The sequence below is a fragment of the Reinekea marinisedimentorum genome (genome assembly GCF_004341165.1).
In the GTDB taxonomy this organism is placed as follows: domain Bacteria; phylum Pseudomonadota; class Gammaproteobacteria; order Pseudomonadales; family Natronospirillaceae; genus Reinekea; species Reinekea marinisedimentorum.
Genome location: NZ_SLZR01000002.1, coordinates 364,814 through 381,374 on the forward strand (window position 1 = coordinate 364,814; position 16,561 = coordinate 381,374).

A 16,561-nucleotide genomic window follows, 5' to 3' on the forward strand; every position below is an offset into this window, starting at 1 on the left:
CAATTTTTGGCTTTAGTCACCTTGATGTGCCTGACAAAGCATACTGCCAGGCCCAATACACGGCTAAACAGCCTCATCTCACTTCCTCAGCCTTAACAACACCAAACCCGCCAGCAGCCCCCACACGGTTGAACTAATCCCCAAGACAGAAACGCCGGAAAGCGTAATCAAAAAAGTAAACAGGGCGGGCTCGCGCGAGCGCGCTTCGGAAAAGGCGTTCTGCAGGCACATCAGCAGCGTGCCGAGCAGTGCAAAGCCTGCCAGCATTTGGCTGATGCTTTGCGGCAGCGATAAAAACAGCGCCACCACCGAGGTGGCAAACACGCCGGCCACCAGATAAAAAACGCCGCCCCAAACCGCAGCCCGGTAACGTTGGTTTTTATCCGGGTCGACCGATTCATTCAAACAAATGGCGGCAGATATAGCAGCCAGGTTGGCACTGAAGCCACCAAAGGGGGCAAGCAGGGCATTACCCAACCCGGTACCCACCAACACAGATTTCACCGGCACCTTGTAACCGTGCGTGCTGATCATGGTAATGCCCGGCAGGTTCTGCGAGAGCATGGTAATAAGGTAAAGCGGCAGTGTGATGTTGATGATCGAGCTGATGCTCAGCTGTGGCGTCACCCACTGCGGCGTGGCAATCGCAAAGGTAAAAGACTCGGCGGTAAAGCTACCACTGAACAACGCACACGCCACGGCGATGAGCAGCAGCGCCAGCATGGCATAGCGCGGCAAAATCTGTTTTACCAGTAAAAAACCGATGAGCATGGGCAGGAAGAACTGCGGCACACTGGTCACCGGCTGAAACGCCTTCACACAGAAGGGCAGCAAAATAGCGCCAAGCATGGCCGTGCCCAGTTGCGGTGGTATTCGCTCCAGAGCCTTGGTCAGCGGCTTCACCAGCCCGGTAATCACAATAAACAGGCCGCAGGCGATGAAGCTGCCGGTGAGCACCGGTAGTGGGTAATTGCCAGCGGCAGCAATGAGCATGGCTGCGCCCGGTGTCGACCAGGCGGTAAAGATGGGCCGCCGGTAAAACCAGCTGAAGCCAATCGAGGTGACGCCCATCAGCAGCCCCAGCGTCAACAACCAGCTTTCCAGTATTTCAGGGCTGGCACCGGCCGCTGTTGCCGCCTGAATAACGATGACCACCGAGGCGGTGTAACCCACCAGTACGGCAGAAAAGCCAGCGGCAATGTGGCTGGGCTGAAATAAGGCTCTCATGGATTAAACTCCGGTTGGCTGATGCGGGCAAAACTCTGTACGCTATAACGCACAATCGCAGATTAGCACTGTGCGCTATAGCGCACAACCATAAAACGGAACAAACCATGAGCGAACCAGACTTTAAGGCGCAAACGGCGAACCACCTGAAAGCCATACGCAAACAAAAGGGCCTGAGCCTGAGTGCAGCCGCCGAACTGACCGGCGTCTCCAAGGCCATGCTCGGCCAGATAGAGCGGCAGGAATCGAGCCCGACCATTGCCACGCTGTGGAAGATTGCCAGCGGCCTGGAAACCTCATTCTCGGCCTTTTTTGCGGATGAGCCCGCCTTGCGGAACAGCGCACGCGCCTTCCCGGCCGATGAGCAGATGAAGGTGACCACTCTGTTTCCGTTTCAGGCCGATACCGGCATAGAAATGTTTGAGATCACCCTCACCGGCCATCACCGGCAGCTTTCGTCGGCCCACAGCCCGGGCGTTGTGGAAATGATTCATGTGCTCCACGGTGAACTGCAGGTACGGTTTGATGATCAGTGGCAGCCGCTAACGGCCGGCGAAAGCGTACGCTTTTTTGCCGACCAGCCACACGGCTATGAAGCGGTCAGTGAGACCTGCGTGTTTCAGGATATTGTTTGCTACCCCAAATTATGATTTGCGCTCAGGCTCTGCAAAGTGATGGGTATCGGTCGCAATCAGCATCAGTCCCTGCTGCGCCAGTGCCGATTTAATTTCATCCAGCTTGCGCTCGTCACTGATTTCAAATTGCTCTAACTGCTCGGCAACGCCTTCGGCATAACCGCCCGGCTGGGTGATGGATTCTGCACTCATACTGGTGATGCCCAGATGGCTGATGCCATTGCGGAACTCCGGTGATTCACGCGTGCTCAGGCTTAAATCGAGCTCGGCATCGAACAGCCGCCAGGCGAGAATCAGCTGCAGAAACTCACGGTCGTTAATGTGCAGCGGGTTTGCAAGCTCACCGGCACAGGGGCGCAGCCGCGGAAAGCTCATACCAAAGCGCGCCTTCCAGTATTTTTTCTGCAGGTGCCGCAGGTGCAGGGCACAGGCCAGGCTATCCTGCCGCCAGTCGCTCAGGCCAATTAAAATACCCAGATTAATTTTCAGAAAATCGGCATCACCGGCGCGCTCCTGCGCATTCAGCCGATAGTTCATATCCTGCTTTTTGCCTTTGCGGTGGTGTTCTGCATAGCTGTGCGGGTTGTAGGTTTCCTGATACAGGCTGAGCCCTTCCACGCCGGCATTGCGCAAGCGCCGGTACTCATCGGTTTCCAGTGGTTGAACCTCAACAGAAATCTGGCTGAACAGCGGCTTCAATATTTTTACGGCCTGCTCGATGTAATCGATACCGACCGTCTTTTCCGCCTCGCCAGTGACCAGCAAAACATGATCAAACCCGCGCTGTTTTAACGCCTTCGCCTCGGCCATAATTTCGTCGCGGCTGAGTGTTTTACGCCGCAGCTTATTGTGAATACTGAAGCCGCAATAGCTGCACCAGTTGGAGCAGACGTTACTCAAATAGAGCGGTGCATAACTTTGAATTACGTGGCCAAAACGCTGGCGTGTCATCTGTTGCGCTCTGGCCGCCATCGGTTCCAGATAATGACGGGCATGGGGTGAAATCAGCGCGGCAAAATCGTCAATGCTTAACCGGCTTTTATGCAGTGTCTGTTCCACCGCAACCGGCGTGGCCTGGTCAATCCGTTGCCCGAGGCTATCCCAGCGTTGTTGCGACCAGTCGTGGCTGAACGATGGTTGTTGAATCATGCGCTGGCACCCAAAAAACTGGTGAGCGGGCTGGAGGCCACCGCCGCACCGAAACTCTGCACACCCAGGCCAGCCTCGAATGCCCGCCGGCCGGTAACCACCGCCTCTTGAAAACAGGCCGCCATTTGCACCGGGTTGTGTGCGCTGGCAATGGCGGTATTGACCAGTACAAAATCGACGCCCATTTCCATCGCCTGCATGGCATCGGAAGGCTTACCGATGCCGGCATCGACCACCACCGGTACGTTGGCCTGCTCGATAATCATTTCAATAAAATCGCGGGTGCGTAAGCCGTTATTGCTGCCAATGGGCGCGGCCAGTGGCATCACCACGGCGCTGCCGGCCTCTTCCAGACGCTTGGCCAAAACCGGATCGGCATGCATGTAGGGCATCACCACAAAACCCAGTTTTACCAGTGCTTCGGTGGCCTTCAGGGTTTCTATCGGGTCGGGCATCAGGTAGCGCGGGTCGGGGTGGATTTCCAATTTTATCCAGTTTGTTCCCGTGGCGGCACGCGCCAGTTTGGCGGCAAAGATGGCGTCTTCAGCATCCCGTGCACCGCTGGTATTGGGCAGCAGTTGCACACCGGCCTGCTGCAATGGTGTGAGCACCGGGTCGGTTTTTTCATTGGGATTAATGCGGCGCATGGCGAGTGTCACCAGTTCGGTGCCACTGGCTTTTACCGATGCCACCATCAGTTCTCCGGAGGCAAACTTACCGGTTCCCAACAGCAAGCGGGAATGAAATTCGCGGTCAGCAATCTTCACCGTTAACCTCCTGCAACCAATTTGAACACAACCAGTTCATCGTTTTCATTTAAGATAAATTCAGCCCAACCCTGCGGGTGAATAATTTCACGGTTTACCGCCACAGCCGCACCTTCGGTTTGCAGAGCGAGCAAGGCCATGGCCTGCTGCAAGCTGGCGTTTTCCGGCAGCTCTTTACTGACATCATTGACTAAAATGTTCATTCACCACTCCGTTAAATTGCTGCAATGCCTCGCCCGGTTTGCTGGCTTTAGTCAGTGCCGTGACCACAGCAATACTGCTGACGCCCTGCGCTAAAACCGGTTTCGCCCGCTGTAATGAAATACCGCCGATGGCGACCGTTGGAAAACGATCAGCCAGCCATTGCTGATAAAAGCCCAGCTTGGTTAAACCCTGCGGCTGGCTGGGCATATCCTTGGTTTGGGTCGGGAAGATGTGCCCCAGCGCGATGTAGCTCGGCTGCACCCGACAGGCGCGTTCAATTTCAACAATGCTGTGCGTAGAAAGGCCCAGCCGCAAGCCGGCAGCCGCTATGGCGTTCAGGTCTGCACTGGCCAGATCTTCCTGACCCAGATGCACGCCGTAGGCGCCCTCTTCAATCGCCAGTGCCCAGTAATCGTTAATAAACACCTGAGCGTCATACCGCCTGCCCAGTTTTACGGCGGTTCGAATGTGCTGGCGCAACTGCTGTTCATCGCTGGCATCTTTCAGCCGCAGCTGTACCGTTTTTACGCCCTGCCCTAACGCCCAGCGGACCCAGTCGATGGAATCCAGTACCGGATAAAACCTGAACTTTTCCCGGTCTATCGACGGAAACGGCGCAGCAAGTTCAGCCGGCAAACCCGCCTGTTCAGAAAAAGCAAAGTCCAGCTGACGGTGCTTCGGCCAACCGGGTAAGCCAAGCGTATGCCAGGGCCCGTTGCCAGCGCTGCGCACGTTATTTTCAGCCTGCTGCAGCGCCTCAAAGACATAGCACTTGGCCAAATAGAGGGCATCTTCCAGTTCAAAATTCTGCGCAACAAAAACACTCAGCGCAGCGGCGAAGGTGCAGCCGGTGCCGTGCGTTTTACTCACCGCCAGGCGGCTGGCCTTCACACTGAAGGTTCCGGCCCTGTTGTGTTGCCAAAGCAAATCTTCCACCGCTTCGCAGCCACTGTGGCCACCCTTGAGCACAACCGCGCGCGCATCCAGCTTCTGATTCAATTCATGAATCAGCTCAACACCGCCCTTCTGGCTTTCTGTCAAAGCTTGTGCTTCGTGGTAGTTAGGGCACAGTAAATCGCAGTTAGCACATAACGCCGCAATCGCATCCCCGCTAAGTGTACTCAACTGACCACCGGCACTCGCACTGAGCACCGGGTCGTAAACGACAAACAGCTGCGGGTTTTGCTGACGAAGTTTTTCCAGCCAGTGCGCAATCACCGTTGCCTGAGCGTCGTCTGCGATCATCGAAATCTTGATCACCGACGGGCTGCTCAATTCCAAAAGCGCCTGAAACTGCTGGTTTAAAACATCCGCCTTAACCGGCTGTACGCAGCTCACACCCATATGATTTTGGGCGGTCACGGCTGTACACAGGCTGTAACCACGTTGCTGCAGGTTTTGAAACACTGCCAGATCCCGGCTGATGCCCGCACCGTTGCTCGGGTCAAGCCCGCCGATTGTCCAGATCACCGTTTCGTTGTTCATCAGGCTTCGCTGAACTCAGGCTTGTACAGCTCGGAGCCCTCCTGTTTAAAACGCTGCGATTGCTCCGCCATGCCTTTGTTGATTTGCTCCGGGTGTAAATCGCGCACTTCCTGAGAGATTTTCATCGAGCAGAACTTAGGCCCGCACATCGAGCAGAAGTGGGCGTTCTTGTGCGCCGCCTTGGGCAGGGTTTCATCGTGCATGCTGCGCGCGGTGTTTGGGTCCAGCGCCAGGTTGAACTGATCCTCCCAACGGAATTCAAAGCGCGCCTTACTCATGGCATCGTCTCGCAGGTGCGCGCTGGGGTGTTGCTTGGCAAGGTCAGCGGCGTGAGCAGCAATCTTGTAGGTGATCAACCCCTGCTTCACGTCTTCCTTGTTGGGCAGCCCCAGGTGCTCCTTTGGCGTGACATAGCAGAGCATGGCAGTGCCGTACCAGGCGATCTGCGCCGCACCTATGCCGGAGGTGAAGTGGTCGAACCCGGGAGCAATGTCGGTGGTCAGCGGGCCAAGCGTATAGAACGGCGCTTCGTGGCACAGCTCCAGTTGCAGGTCCATGTTTTCTTTGATCTTGTGCATCGGCACATGGCCGGGGCCTTCGATGATGGTTTGCACATCATGCTGCCAGGCTATTTTGGTAAGCTCGCCCAGTGTTTTTAGCTCGGCCAGTTGCGCTTCGTCGTTGGCATCGGCAATCGAGCCGGGGCGCAGACCATCACCCAACGAGAAGGCGACATCGTACTGCTTCATAATTTCGCAGATGTCTTCAAAGTGGGTATAAAGAAAATTTTCCTGATGATGCGCCAGGCACCACTTGGCCATAATGGAGCCCCCGCGCGAAACAATGCCGGTGAGGCGCTGGGCAGTGAGTGGAACATAGCGCAGCAGAACGCCGGCGTGAATGGTGAAGTAATCCACACCCTGCTCGGCCTGTTCAATCAGGGTATCGCGAAAAACTTCCCAGGTGAGGTTTTCGGCAATGCCATCGACTTTTTCCAGCGCCTGATAGATGGGCACCGTACCGATCGGCACCGGCGAATTGCGAATGACCCATTCGCGGGTTTCATGAATGTGCTTACCGGTGGATAAATCCATCACCGTATCGGCACCCCACTTAGTGGCCCAAACGAGTTTTTCGACTTCTTTTTCGATGGAAGATTCCAGCGCCGAGTTGCCGATGTTGGCATTCACCTTCACCAGAAAGTTACGGCCAATGATCATCGGCTCCGTTTCCGGGTGATTAATATTACAAGGCAACACAGCACGGCCGGCAGCGATTTCATCGCGTACGAATTCCGGGGTAATTTGTGCAAGCTTAGAGGTTAAGCTGCGCACCAGATTTTCACGCCGGGCGACGTAATCCATTTCGGGAGTGACGATGCCGTTACGCGCGTAATGCAGCTGGGTCACATTAGCACCGGGCTTGGCTTTGCGGAACGACCCCTTCACCTGAAAGCGCTGAATTTCAGAACTGATGGCGTTGTTGATCTGGCTGCGGTAAACCGATTCGCTCTGGGTGAGTTCCACGGTATCGCCACGCCGTTCAATCCATGCCTTGCGCAGCTCGGCAAGGCCTTTGGTTAAATCGACCTGAGCCTCCGGGTCACCAAACGGGCCTGCGGTATCGTAAACCAGCACCGGTTCATTCGGCGTACGCTCGGGGTTTTCCGGGTTACCGGAAAGCGTATCGTCGAGTGTAATTTCGCGCATGGCAACCGGAATATTCAGTTGCTGGCTGGGTAAGTAAACACGCTTCGAGTTTGGAAAAGCGTCGTGTTTGTAAAGCGATGAAATATCTTGAGACATGAGAAGCTCCAATAAAAATTACAAACACGGAGCCTCACAATGTGAGTTGAGTGGATACAAAAATGCTTTAGATGCGTTTCTTGTTTCCTTCGCAGGTTCTAGCCTGATCAGGTTCCACGGATCCCGCTGTGTTCACAAAAAGGTGAACGGTGCGATCTCAGCTCTTACGAGCACTCCGACAAGTCTTTTTTTAAATTAATGGAAGGCTATTTTTTATGCAACCGTTTTTTTCAGGCGCTATGATGACAAGCCAAAGGTAAAGACTGCGCCAAAAAACGCCGCTAACGGAACCGCAACGGGCTTAATGCGGTCATAGCTATTGGTCTGAATATTGGAAAACATATGAAACTAATTTACGAAGCCGCCAACTCCATTGAGGCTCATTTAATTCTAAACCTGCTGGAACAATCACACCTAAGCGCCAGAATTGATGGCGAATATCTGCAGGGTGGCGTCGGTGATTTACAGGCCATTGGCATTGTGCGAGTGATGGTCGATGAAGCTGATTATGATGCCGCCAAAGAAATTGTCGATCATTGGGATGCCAGCCAGCCTGAACCGGACGCAACCAACCAAATCAGCGCGCCCGGCTACCCACTACTTTTACCCGGTGTTATCGGTTTTGTACTGGGTGTTATCGTTACGCTGCTACTGATTGCTTAACCGTAAAGCAACTAAGCTGCCACCCACTTTTTCAGAGTTGAAAACACAATGCCTGCAAACACAGAACACCAAAAAGTAACGCTCATTACCGGCGCCAGTCGCGGCATCGGAGCCGCCTGCGCGAAGCTATTTGCTGAAAACGACTATGCCGTTTGCCTCAATTATTTAAGCAACACTGCAGCGGCTGAACGGGTACAGGCTGAAATTACAGATGCCGGAGGCCTGTGTGTACTCATGCAGGCAGATGTTTCCATCGCCGCAGAAGTTCAGGCCATGTTTGCAAGCATCGATGCTCAGTTCGGCCGGTTGGATGTACTAGTTAACAATGCCGGCATTCTGGAAACCCAATGCCGCTTTAGTGAAATTACCGAATCACGCTTCAGGCGCATCTTCGAAACCAATGTTATCAGCTGCTTTCTGTGTTGCCAGCAGGCTGTACAGCGCATGAGCTCTGGCGGCTGCATCGTTAACGTGTCATCCATGGCGTCGAAAACCGGCTCACCAAACGAATACATCGACTATGCTACCTCTAAAGGCGCAATGGATTCGCTGACCATCGGCCTTGCAAAAGAAGTCGCCGCTGAAGGCATCCGCGTGAACGGTGTTCGCCCAGGCTTAATCTATACCGACATGCATGCATCCGGTGGAGAGCCGGGCCGGGTAGACCGGCTGAAAGAGCGAATCCCGCTACAACGGGGCGGGCAACCTTCAGAGATTGCCGAAGCCATATACTGGCTGGCCAGTGAAAATTCCTCATTTGTTACAGGAACCTTCATAGACACCAGCGGTGGCTTATAATTAAATAATGCTAATAAAGACAAACCGGATAAAACAATGACCAACTTCAAAACAGATTACCTTAAAGAAGAACCACTGTTGGGCGATGTGCGCGAGTCAAAAGGGTTAACGGTTATTGAATTCGGCGCACCCTGGTGCCCTATTTGTCAAAAGGCTCAGCCGGCCATTGAAGAAGTACTCAATAAGCAAGCAGGCTTAACCCACCTGAAGGTATTTGACGGTGAAGGCAAGCCGCTGGGGCGTGCGTTTAAGATCAAACTCTGGCCAACCCTGGTTTTACTGAAAGACGGCGAAGAAATAGCCCGTGAGGTTCGGCCGATGAATGCCGATGCGGTAAGTAAGGTATTTTCGTCGCTGGCGGTGCATTAAACACCAACAAACAAGAAGGAAGCGACAGCTTCCTTCTATTACGCAATAACCTAAACCCGAAAGTACTCCAGCTCTGACTTTTGCGTTTCTGCCAGTTGAGACAGCTCATTGGCGGCTTGCATGGTCTGGTTGGCGGCGGCGACATTTTGCTGCACCAGATCATAAGCATGCGTGGTATTTTTGGATACATCTTCAATCACGCTGTGTTGCTCTTGCGCTGCAGTGGCCACCATCGAATTCAGCTCTGAAATAGATTCTACAGCAGCGGAGATATCCTCAAATGAGGCATCAACGCTATCAGCCAGTTTCACTGACTCCTGAATCAACTCTACATTACGCAGCATATTCTGGTTAGCCTTAGTCGATTGAGACTGAAGCTTTTCAATATTCTCCTGAATACTAATAGTCGATGCTTGCGTTTTAGACGCCAGGCTACGGACTTCATCAGCAACCACCGCAAAACCGCGGCCATGTTCACCAGCCCGTGCAGCTTCAATCGCCGCATTCAGCGCCAACAGATTGGTCTGCTCAGAAATATTATTAATCACCTCTGTCACCGAGCCGATTTCAACGGAATATTGCTGCAGCTGCTCTACTATTTTGGCACTGTCCGCGATGGAGCTGTCAATTTCTGCGGTCAGTTGACGATTCTGATCAAGTGTTTTTTTACCGTTGGCAACGTTTTCCTGTGCTCGCTTGGTTTCAGTTTCAGCCATTGATGCTTTGTCACTGACTTCCATTGAGGTGCTGGCAAGCTCATTCAATGCAGTAGAGATCAATTCCACCTGTTCCAGCTCATCCTGCGCATTCCTCAGGGTTTCACCCATAACGGTACTTAACTCCAACGAGGCGGCACTAACGCTTTCCGATATTCCTAATGAGCCTTTAATAAGTTTGGAGAGCTGTTCAGACAAGTTAATAAGTGAGGCGTAAATACCGGTTTCTTTGCCGGTTTTGGTAAGGTTTTGGGCCAGGTCACCCTGAGCCATTTTTTCCATCGGGCTGGCGATTTCCGCAGGTGCGCCCCCCACCGGGGTTAAAATCAGACGCTGAATAACCAGCCAAAGAATACCAGTAACAATCAGTAGGCTGATCCCGGCAATGAGTATTGATGAAATCAATTGAGCATTGGCATTTTGATTAATACTTTTATTACGGAAAAAGGTCACAAACTGCCAGTTATTTGCGTCTATATTGCTCCAGAATGCGGTAAAAGCAACAGCCTGGCCATCGACATCGGCCTGATAACTAATGTGGGGTTTGGCCAGACTGAAATTCTTATAGTGGGGCCTGAGTTGAAAGATATTTTTATCCAAAAGCTCCGGGTATGGCGAAAACAAAATGGTGCCATCGGAAGTAAAAAAGAACATATCGTCACGGTGATAAATTGAGCCCAACAATGCATCAAGATTAATAGTTGCCAGAACCGCCAAGTCATTATTCAGGCGGTAAGCCATACCCACCACCTTCTTACCCGAGGTACTGGAAACATAAGGCGCGGACATGTAGAAAGACTGATTCTGCTGAAAAACACCCTGATAATAATCACGGCTGGCTGCCTTTACATTAATATCCAGGGGATCTCCATTGCGACCCCATATATCTCCATCCTTGCTGAACAGGAAGGTTCCATTGGCAACCTTACCAAACTGATTAAACAGCAACTCTAGCTGGCTGTAGGCCTGGGCCGCCAGTTTGCCGTTTTGAAGATCAGCACGAGTGACATTTAATCCCGCAAGCATGCCATGGTATACGTCAATCTGCCTGTTAATTTCATTCTTAACTGTGTCGTTTTTGGCCTGCAGTATCTCAGTATTCAGAGTGATACTTTCCTGACGGAAGGCGCTATAACTAAGGCCTATCAACAAAAATACCGTCAAGGCTATCAACAAGCTCAACGTGCCTAGTATTTGCGTTCTGAATTTGTTCATTTTTACTCCGTACCGACTGGTATCTCAATTCTCTGTCATACTGTGAACTCAGCAGCACATAGCTGCTGGGCAATACAGATAAATTATCGGCCGATATGGCTTATTAATTAGGCTAAATTCAGTGCGATTGATTAGGATCAAGATCGTAGACCCACGTGCCGCATGAAAGGCAGGTAAACATCAGAAAATTGACAGGGGGCACTCCATTAAAGGAGCCTATATTCTGGAAAATTGACGCAAAGCGGCTCATCTTCCATGAAATTAACCGTGTTTTTTCCCGCCAGCACTGGAAATGTAGCGCCCAACGTATTTCAATAACTGGCTCAAATACAAGTTTTTAAAAAATCGAACACAGCTCAAACGCAGTCTAACTATCAAAAAAGAAACCACACAGAGCGTCAAAATATGAAACTACTACGAAATTTAGCCATTGCGGCGGCAACAGTAACAGCACTCTCCTCTTCGTTGGTTCAGGCAGACCAGCTGGATACCGTCATTAAGCGCGGCACCCTGAATTGCGGGGTTGTTTTGGATTTCCCGCCAATGGGGTACTTCGATTCAAACAACCAGCCAGCCGGTTTCGACGTTGACTACTGTAACGATCTGGCCGAAGTGATGGGTGTGAAATCCAACGTGATCAACCTGACCTGGGGCGACCGTATTCCTTCACTGATCTCCGGTAAAACCGATGTCGTGGTTGGCTCCACCTCCGATACCCTGGAGCGCGCTAAATCTGTCGGCTTCACCTATCCGTACTTCGTATTCAAATTCCAGGTATTCACCAAGCCCGGCGTAGCGGTCAGCACATTCGATGATCTGAAAAACGTTAAGGTCGGCGCGGCATTGGGCACCACCTACGAAACCGAATACCTGGCCTACGCCGAGAAAATGGGCTGGGGTAAGAGCAACTACACCTCGTTCAAATCTGAAAACGACGCCTACCTGGGCCTCTATCAGGGCAAGGTAGACGCCATCATCTCTACCAACACCAACATTGCCACCAAGCTGCAAACCAACGAGTTCAAAGGCTATGTGGCCGGCCCTTACGTACCTAACTACGATGACGTTGTGGGCTTAATTGCCAAGCGTGACGAAGTGGCGTGGATCAACTACCTGAACCTGTTCCTGGTTCACCAGATCCGCGATGGTAAAATGAACGATCATTACAACAAGCACTTCGGTTCTGACGTACCGGCTGATTTGATCCAGTCTCTGCGCGACAATAAATAATTCCCGAAGCAGCCGAGCCACTGTTAATCAGTGGCTCTTTTCATTTGCTCGGTGTGTTAAGGCTAATGCCATTGTCTTACGTCTCACGTTTTACGTCTCACGTCTTACGTCTCACCGCTAAATGAACCGCTTTCAAACAAGGTTTGCTATGAATTACGAATTTCACTGGAACACGGTGTTTCAACACATGCCCGAAATGCTCATGGGCGCGTTTGTTACCCTGCATGTTTCTGTACTCTCCATGCTTATTGGCATTGTTCTCGCGGTGCTTCTGGCCATCGTGAAGATGAACAACATTAAGCCCTTTTCTTATCTGGCCACCACCTGGGTGGAAATTGCCCGCAACACGCCGGCGCTGTTCCAGATATATATGGCCTACTTTGGCCTGGGTGCTCTGGGCATCCATTTAAGCCCCTATATTGCCGTGCTTTCTGCTCTGGTATTTGTCAATACCGGCTACCTGGTGGAAACCTTCCGTGGCGGCTTCCAATCGATACCGGCCACGCAATACCATGCCTCCAAATCACTCGGCATGAACAGCTTTCAGGTATACCGCTATGTAATTCTGCCGCAGATGTTCCGGCGTATTTATCACCCGATGACCAACCAATTTGTCTGGTCGATTCTAATGAGTTCACTCGGTATTCTGGTGGGCATGAACGAGCTTTCCGGTGAAACCCAGCGCCTGCAGTCGCTTTCATTCCGCACGCTGGAATACTTTATCGTGGCCGCCTGTTTGTACTACCTCATTACCAAGCTGGTGCTGTTCAGCGCCGGCCTGGCCTCGAAAAAACTGTTTAAAGGAGAGATCTGATGGGTTCATTTTTTACACCACTCTCCTGGAACGATTCCGGTTTTATTCTGACCGGCGTGATGAACACCATCACCATTTCTCTGGTGGCGATTATTGCCGGTACCCTGCTGGGTTTAGTCGTTGGCTTTATCCGCTCTGAAGCAAACAAGGCAGCAAACACCGCATTGGGTGCGGTACTCGATATTCTGCGCAGTGTACCGCTGATTATTCAGCTGATTCTGTTCACCACTTACATTGGTGCGATGGGCCATCCGCTCGACCCATTCGTAGCCGGCTCTATCGTGCTGTCGTTGTACACGATGGCCTTTATGGCCGAGGTATTCCGTGGCGGTTTCGACAGCGTTCACGGCTCGATGATTACCGCTGCCCGCTCGCTGGGTATGACCTACTGGCAGGCGGTACGCTATGTGCAGTTCCCAATCAGCCTACGGGCAATCTTTCCTTCCTGGCTGGGTGTGGCGCTGAGTGTAATTAAAGATTCTGCGCTGGTTTCGGTGATCGGCTATATGGAATTGCTGCGCACCTCCGAACAACTGATTTCACGCACACAACAGCCGCTGGAAATTCTCATCGGCGTCGGCGTATTTTATTTCATAATTTCTTACCCACTGTCTTTGTATGGTAAGTATGTAGAGAGGAAGATGGCGGTATGATCAGCATTCAAAACGTACGCAAATCGTTCGGCGATTTAGAGGTGTTAAAGGGCATCAGCCTGGATGTCAACAAGGGCGAAGTTCTGAGCATTATTGGTGGCTCCGGCAGTGGCAAATCGACCCTGCTGTATTGCATCAATGCCATTGAAACGATTCAGAGCGGTAAGATTATTGTTGATGATATCGATGTGCATAACCCGAGCACCAATCAGGATAAACTGCGCCAAAAGCTGGGCATGGTATTCCAGCAGTGGAACTCATTTCCGCACCTGACTGTGCTGGAAAACGCCGCACTGGCACCGCGCATTGTGAAGGGACTGAGCAAAGATGAAGCGCTCAGCATTGCAGAGAAAGAGCTGATTCATGTAGGGCTGGGTGATAAGTTCGATATGTACCCAACCAAGATGTCTGGCGGTCAGCAGCAACGCCTGGCCATTGCCCGTGCACTGGCCATGAAGCCCGACTACATGCTGTTCGATGAAATCACATCCGCACTCGATCCGGAACTGGTGGGCGAAGTGCTCGATACCCTGCGCATGCTGCGCGAAGATGGCATGACCATGATTTGTGTCACCCATGAAATCGCCTTTGCGCGAGACGTGTCTGATAACGTCGCCTTCTTTAACCAGGGTGTTATTGAAGAGATGGGCACGCCGGATCAGGTAATCAACAACCCGCAGAAAGAAACCACACGTAAGTTTTTGAGTAAGGTTTTATCGTAAATAACGAAGTGAACCGCTTTGAAATTGGGTCACTGGAATAACCCCCGAATAAAGGGCCGTTCGGCCCTTTCAAGTACATGCTCTTGCGAGATTAATCGGCATCCCGCACCAGGCGGACAAAGTTAAAAATCCGCTCGGCATCTTCGCCGACAGCGCCGCTGTCTTCATCTTTAACGTCGTACCGAATTGCACCAGCACCGTGATAATCTTCGCCATTGTCATTCACTGCACTGCCCACCGCTGCGTACCATGCAAAGGCATAGTCGGTATCGCGATAGCCATCGTTATCTTCAGTGTTATCGTTCAGATCGGCATCGTTAGTGCCATAGCGGGTGCTGGTACTGGACCAGTAATAACCGTAGTCACTCAGCCCTTGCTGCACAGTGACAATGTTATAAAGACTGTAAAGCTCACCGTCTGCCGACATAACCTCAGCAGCCAAACCAGCCGCAAGCACATCGTTTATGCTGGTTGCAATAAAGTAGTCGGTATCAATGGCCGGACCACGAGCAGCGCACTCTGCTTCACTTGCAGCAACGTGTCCTTCTGCTAGCTCATCGGCGCAGCCATCATACCATGTCAGAGCATCACCACTTTCTGACGGAGAGCCATCTGTCGATTCCGTTGAAGAGGTATCGGCATCTTCGCTGTAAAAGCCAGCAGTGGGTGCGTGCTCGTAATCGAAGATGGTCTGCAGTTCTTTAATGTTTGGCAGACGCCAGTCATCGTAGCCTCCAAAGTCGGCATTTTCAGCAAAGGCCAGCGCGTCCTGCCAATTCAGCAGACCAATAACGCCAACGTCGCCTTCAGTTGTATCCTCACCGTCTGTAATGACAACCACGCCTTCTGTAATCAGACGGTTAAGCTCGGCCAGCAAGTCAGTGGCAGCTGAATCATCCTGAGTCCACATCAACCCGGTAGCGCTGTCGGTTACTGTATTGCCATAGTCAGATTCATTCAGGGTAAAGCTGTTTACACCATAAGAGTCTTCAGTACCCCGCACTGCGCGAACCGCTTTTGCCATCGTTCCCGATATTGCCGCTGGATAAACCTTGATATGGCCAGTGCCATGATTCAAACCAAATGCACCGTCAGAACCAGCTTCGTAGGTGTTTCCTACATAGAACTGAGACCAGTACTGCTCATCTTTGGCATCGAAATCGATAATATCGGCTACGCAGTCATGACTAAAGCAACTGCTTTCTGCATAGGTTGGAAGAACAAAATAGTCCATATCCAGATAAGGCCAACCAACAGAGAAATCTGCAATGGAATAGAGTTCTTTCATGGTGGGCATACGCCAATCACTGTACCCCTGATAGGTTTCATCGTTCAGGCCATCAATATAATCCTGAGCTTCTTCGTAGCTATAGCGACCGTTGTCCGGCACTGCCTGCCACATTAGACCGGTGTTGTTATCCACAACCACCGCACCCCAGGTAAACTCTTCCGTTGTCACCGTGGTATCGGAGAACATAATGGAAACCTCATAGGAAGAGGTAATCGTTTTAATTTCGCCGCCATCATCCGTTTCAAATTCAAAATTGAAGGCGACACCACTGCCACCCAGTTCAGCGTCTTCGCCATATTGAGCATCCTGCCCAAAGAATGCCTCCCCGACTGCCGGGCAAGTGATATAGGCGACGCCGGTGGTGTCATCAACCTGGCCATCCCCGTCATAACACTGGTCTAAGCCCGTATCGACAACGGTAAAGGTAGATGCCTCTGCTGTGACCACAGAGGCCGCTTCAGTTACGCTATCAATGCCCTCTGTACTGTCATCTTCATCACTGCCACAGCCCGAAACGGCCAAAAAACCCAACATAACAATGCTGGCACTGGTTACACTTTTATTCCTGAACATGTGAGTTACCTGTTTTGTTTAGTACTGCAAATTATTGATATTCTTGGGTGAGCACTACCAGGCAGTCTTTTTATTACCCGGCTCATTTTGTACGATACCGGACAATCTACGAATCTGAGTGCAGTAGCGGTGCACAAACGCAGGAAAAACAATGAGCACCTCTAAAAGATTTCAGATATGAGATACTGATACAAATTAAAGGGCTGCAGGCTGCGGCAACTGAGCAAACCTGAAAGGTGGAAGAT

At 51.7% G+C, this 16,561-nt stretch carries 16 protein-coding genes and 1 riboswitch; of the genes, 8 read left to right on the top strand and 8 right to left on the bottom strand.

All coding sequences use genetic code 11. The features are described 5' to 3' along the window. Positions 1-78 precede the first annotated feature (78 nt). Positions 79-1,227 (bottom strand): benzoate/H(+) symporter BenE family transporter, encoded by a 1,149-nt coding sequence (locus BCF53_RS03895; protein ID WP_132700093.1) that lies wholly within the window; start codon positions 1,225-1,227, stop codon positions 79-81. 107 nt (positions 1,228-1,334) lie between these two features. On the opposite strand from BCF53_RS03895, the gene BCF53_RS03900 reads away from it, so the two are divergent. After that, a complete protein-coding gene (locus BCF53_RS03900) occupies positions 1,335-1,877 on the top strand; it encodes a helix-turn-helix domain-containing protein (protein ID WP_132700095.1) in 543 nt (180 codons plus the stop codon). Here BCF53_RS03900 and thiH read toward each other — a convergent pair. The 5 genes from thiH to thiC are packed head-to-tail and all read right to left on the bottom strand — an operon-like array spanning position 1,872 to position 7,272. After that, entirely contained in the window at positions 1,872-3,011 is a 1,140-nt protein-coding gene (gene thiH / locus BCF53_RS03905; RefSeq protein ID WP_132700097.1) for a 2-iminoacetate synthase ThiH, read from the bottom strand. The two genes, BCF53_RS03900 and thiH, sit on opposite strands and share 6 nt — an antisense overlap. Then, positions 3,008-3,778, bottom strand: a complete 771-nt coding sequence (locus BCF53_RS03910) for a thiazole synthase (protein ID WP_207902642.1) — start codon at positions 3,776-3,778, stop codon at positions 3,008-3,010. The genes thiH and BCF53_RS03910 overlap by 4 nt, the downstream gene beginning before the upstream one ends. A gap of 2 nt (positions 3,779-3,780) precedes the next feature. Beyond that, a complete protein-coding gene (gene thiS / locus BCF53_RS03915; protein ID WP_132700101.1) occupies positions 3,781-3,981 on the bottom strand; it encodes a sulfur carrier protein ThiS in 201 nt (66 codons plus the stop codon). After that, the gene (gene thiE, locus BCF53_RS03920; RefSeq protein WP_132700103.1) at positions 3,962-5,467 is read right to left on the bottom strand and encodes a thiamine phosphate synthase; all 1,506 of its coding nucleotides are present in this window, start codon (positions 5,465-5,467) and stop codon (positions 3,962-3,964) included. The genes thiS and thiE overlap by 20 nt, the downstream gene beginning before the upstream one ends. Then, on the bottom strand, positions 5,467-7,272 hold the full coding sequence (gene thiC / locus BCF53_RS03925; RefSeq protein WP_132700105.1) for a phosphomethylpyrimidine synthase ThiC: 1,806 nt from the start codon (positions 7,270-7,272) through the stop codon (positions 5,467-5,469). Before thiC ends, thiE begins: the two co-directional genes overlap by 1 nt. A 67-nt stretch (positions 7,273-7,339) precedes the next feature. Further along, positions 7,340-7,460: riboswitch (TPP riboswitch) on the bottom strand. A 154-nt stretch (positions 7,461-7,614) separates the two neighbouring features. Here thiC and BCF53_RS03930 point away from each other — a divergent pair. Genes BCF53_RS03930 through BCF53_RS03940 form a run of 3 tightly spaced genes read left to right on the top strand, consistent with a single transcriptional unit; the run spans position 7,615 to position 9,102 of the window. Continuing rightward, positions 7,615-7,935 (top strand): putative signal transducing protein, encoded by a 321-nt coding sequence (locus BCF53_RS03930; protein WP_132700107.1) that lies wholly within the window; start codon positions 7,615-7,617, stop codon positions 7,933-7,935. A 48-nt stretch (positions 7,936-7,983) separates the two neighbouring features. Further along, entirely contained in the window at positions 7,984-8,733 is a 750-nt protein-coding gene (locus tag BCF53_RS03935) for an SDR family oxidoreductase (protein WP_132700109.1), read from the top strand. A gap of 36 nt (positions 8,734-8,769) precedes the next feature. Then, positions 8,770-9,102 (top strand): thioredoxin family protein, encoded by a 333-nt coding sequence (locus tag BCF53_RS03940; RefSeq protein ID WP_132700110.1) that lies wholly within the window; start codon positions 8,770-8,772, stop codon positions 9,100-9,102. 50 nt (positions 9,103-9,152) lie between these two features. On the opposite strand, the gene BCF53_RS03945 is transcribed toward BCF53_RS03940, so the two are convergent. After that, positions 9,153-11,033: a methyl-accepting chemotaxis protein gene (locus BCF53_RS03945; protein ID WP_132700123.1), complete on the bottom strand. Its 1,881-nt coding sequence runs from the start codon at positions 11,031-11,033 to the stop codon at positions 9,153-9,155. Positions 11,034-11,438: 405 nt separating this feature from the next. Here BCF53_RS03945 and BCF53_RS03950 point away from each other — a divergent pair, with 405 nt between their 5' ends. The 4 genes from BCF53_RS03950 (at position 11,439) to BCF53_RS03965 (ending at position 14,452) form a co-directional block, all read left to right on the top strand. After that, the gene (locus BCF53_RS03950; RefSeq protein WP_132700125.1) at positions 11,439-12,263 is read left to right on the top strand and encodes a transporter substrate-binding domain-containing protein; all 825 of its coding nucleotides are present in this window, start codon (positions 11,439-11,441) and stop codon (positions 12,261-12,263) included. Between the two features lie 148 nt (positions 12,264-12,411). Continuing rightward, a complete protein-coding gene (locus BCF53_RS03955; protein ID WP_132700127.1) occupies positions 12,412-13,077 on the top strand; it encodes an amino acid ABC transporter permease in 666 nt (221 codons plus the stop codon). Beyond that, positions 13,077-13,730 (top strand): amino acid ABC transporter permease, encoded by a 654-nt coding sequence (locus BCF53_RS03960; RefSeq protein ID WP_132700129.1) that lies wholly within the window; start codon positions 13,077-13,079, stop codon positions 13,728-13,730. Before BCF53_RS03955 ends, BCF53_RS03960 begins: the two co-directional genes overlap by 1 nt. Further along, a complete protein-coding gene (locus BCF53_RS03965) occupies positions 13,727-14,452 on the top strand; it encodes an amino acid ABC transporter ATP-binding protein (protein WP_132700131.1) in 726 nt (241 codons plus the stop codon). Before BCF53_RS03960 ends, BCF53_RS03965 begins: the two co-directional genes overlap by 4 nt. 91 nt (positions 14,453-14,543) lie before the next feature. On the opposite strand, the gene BCF53_RS03970 is transcribed toward BCF53_RS03965, so the two are convergent. Then, a complete protein-coding gene (locus tag BCF53_RS03970) occupies positions 14,544-16,316 on the bottom strand; it encodes an Lcl C-terminal domain-containing protein (RefSeq protein WP_132700133.1) in 1,773 nt (590 codons plus the stop codon). Between the last annotated feature and the right edge of the window lie 245 nt (positions 16,317-16,561).

What these genes read in the sequence shown, in the direction of transcription:
- BCF53_RS03895 (WP_132700093.1), bottom strand. Translation starts at nt 1,227, where the DNA reads ATGAGAGCCTTATTTCAGCCCAGCCACATTGCCGCTGGCTTTTCTGCC.
- BCF53_RS03900 (WP_132700095.1), top strand. Translation starts at nt 1,335, where the DNA reads ATGAGCGAACCAGACTTTAAGGCGCAAACGGCGAACCACCTGAAAGCC.
- thiH (WP_132700097.1), bottom strand. Translation starts at nt 3,011, where the DNA reads ATGATTCAACAACCATCGTTCAGCCACGACTGGTCGCAACAACGCTGG.
- thiS (WP_132700101.1), bottom strand. Translation starts at nt 3,981, where the DNA reads ATGAACATTTTAGTCAATGATGTCAGTAAAGAGCTGCCGGAAAACGCC.
- thiE (WP_132700103.1), bottom strand. Translation starts at nt 5,467, where the DNA reads ATGAACAACGAAACGGTGATCTGGACAATCGGCGGGCTTGACCCGAGC.
- thiC (WP_132700105.1), bottom strand. Translation starts at nt 7,272, where the DNA reads ATGTCTCAAGATATTTCATCGCTTTACAAACACGACGCTTTTCCAAAC.
- BCF53_RS03930 (WP_132700107.1), top strand. Translation starts at nt 7,615, where the DNA reads ATGAAACTAATTTACGAAGCCGCCAACTCCATTGAGGCTCATTTAATT.
- BCF53_RS03935 (WP_132700109.1), top strand. Translation starts at nt 7,984, where the DNA reads ATGCCTGCAAACACAGAACACCAAAAAGTAACGCTCATTACCGGCGCC.
- BCF53_RS03940 (WP_132700110.1), top strand. Translation starts at nt 8,770, where the DNA reads ATGACCAACTTCAAAACAGATTACCTTAAAGAAGAACCACTGTTGGGC.
- BCF53_RS03945 (WP_132700123.1), bottom strand. Translation starts at nt 11,033, where the DNA reads ATGAACAAATTCAGAACGCAAATACTAGGCACGTTGAGCTTGTTGATA.
- BCF53_RS03950 (WP_132700125.1), top strand. Translation starts at nt 11,439, where the DNA reads ATGAAACTACTACGAAATTTAGCCATTGCGGCGGCAACAGTAACAGCA.
- BCF53_RS03955 (WP_132700127.1), top strand. Translation starts at nt 12,412, where the DNA reads ATGAATTACGAATTTCACTGGAACACGGTGTTTCAACACATGCCCGAA.
- BCF53_RS03960 (WP_132700129.1), top strand. Translation starts at nt 13,077, where the DNA reads ATGGGTTCATTTTTTACACCACTCTCCTGGAACGATTCCGGTTTTATT.
- BCF53_RS03965 (WP_132700131.1), top strand. Translation starts at nt 13,727, where the DNA reads ATGATCAGCATTCAAAACGTACGCAAATCGTTCGGCGATTTAGAGGTG.
- BCF53_RS03970 (WP_132700133.1), bottom strand. Translation starts at nt 16,316, where the DNA reads ATGTTCAGGAATAAAAGTGTAACCAGTGCCAGCATTGTTATGTTGGGT.